The sequence below is a fragment of the Vibrio sp. D417a genome, assembly GCF_030248595.1.
GTDB lineage: Bacteria > Pseudomonadota > Gammaproteobacteria > Enterobacterales > Vibrionaceae > Vibrio > Vibrio alginolyticus.
Map to the genome: position 1 here is coordinate 1 of NZ_JAHGAM010000067.1, position 1,350 is coordinate 1,350.

Consider the following 1,350-nt stretch of genomic DNA (forward strand, 5'->3'; position numbering starts at 1 on the left):
CATTAAACCCAGAAAGCAAAACAGTTAAACATTGACAGCCTATCACCTGACCGTGGTAAGCTTTGCTTACCACGGTCAGGTGATAGGCGCGTTAACTTTTTCTGAATGTGTTGCTCGGCTATACAATAAAGCACGTCTACTGTATGATCAGAGAAAGTATACATAATTTGCTTTAAGCACCTTGCTCTGGTAGTGTGGTGCTACGCACCACACTACCAGAGCAAGGTTTGGGTAAAGAGGGTTACTTTTGTATAAAGATATTAATCTATACTTAAGGTAGCTACATTTTTTGGGTACACTCATATGACAGAGATGATTGGAGTATTTATGGGAAACATTAATAGAACTCATTATCATGAACTAAATCTGCTTCTTTGGGATATGCACAAGAAATTCATTGCGCCTAAGACTGCATTTGAACTATACGAAAAACGTTGGGGATATGTGGATAAAGACAAACTTACAGCCAAAGAAAAAAATCTAATCAACCTACTTATTAAAGAATTTGGTAATGGCTGCTTTATGCCAGCAACACATTGATATGTCTAGATATAACCTACAACATCATAAAATTATAGAATCAGCGTTAAATAATTTTGACGCTGATTTTTTTTGCGCAAACAACATAATTTTCGGCGGTGGGACTCGCATAGCTCTTGAGCTTGATGAGTACCGCGAGTCAATTGACATTGATTTTCTTTGTCCAAACAAGGACTCGTATCGAGCAGTTCGTGGGACTGTAGATAACATTCAACTCAATGAGCTTGTAACCACTGAATTTGAATATGCTCGTGAAATACGTTCTGATCGTGACGCAGTAAGGACTGTCATAAAGCACGCTGACACATTCATAAAACTCGAATTTGTTAGCTTCGCAGATTATGACCTTGCGTTTGACTTCGATAAGGATAGATTTCCCGTCCCATTTTTGGACAAGCAATCGTGCTTCTACACTAAACTTCTAGCTAACAGTGATAGAAAACTACAAGAGCCATATAAAGATATTTTTGACATACTTGCAATGTATGCAGCTTGGGGAAAAATCCCTGAACAAGCAATTGAATCTGCAGAAGAATACTACAGTAAAAGAGCAATTATTCCTGATTTAATAAGAGCACTACAAGATATTGTTGATAATGAAGATAAATACTTCCGAGCTGCAAAGAATGTAAAAATGAAAGCAAATTGGGCAGAGGATATTATCAAGATACAAGCGCCCAAATTATTGGACGAAATGAAAGAACTACTCGCTTCAAGACAATAAGATTTTTCAATACCCAAATCCGCTTAATGCGGATTTTTTCACAGTACAATGTGCAAACTAACGCCCTGTTAAGGTGTGAGCAACGC

2 protein-coding genes are annotated in these 1,350 nt (G+C 37.6%); both read left to right on the forward strand.

The features are described from left to right. Nucleotides 1-303 precede the first annotated feature (303 nt). Nucleotides 304-540: a hypothetical protein gene (locus tag KI742_RS23480; RefSeq protein WP_226971450.1), complete on the forward strand. Its 237-nt coding sequence runs from the start codon at nt 304-306 to the stop codon at nt 538-540. After that, nucleotides 512-1,264 (forward strand): nucleotidyl transferase AbiEii/AbiGii toxin family protein, encoded by a 753-nt coding sequence (locus tag KI742_RS23485; protein WP_285385935.1) that lies wholly within the window; start codon nt 512-514, stop codon nt 1,262-1,264. Before KI742_RS23480 ends, KI742_RS23485 begins: the two co-directional genes overlap by 29 nt. Nucleotides 1,265-1,350: the final 86 nt, after the last annotated feature.

Coding starts and splice junctions, on each gene's coding strand:
- KI742_RS23480 (WP_226971450.1), top strand. CDS start 304: ATGACAGAGATGATTGGAGTATTTATGGGAAACATTAATAGAACTCAT.
- KI742_RS23485 (WP_285385935.1), top strand. CDS start 512: ATGGCTGCTTTATGCCAGCAACACATTGATATGTCTAGATATAACCTA.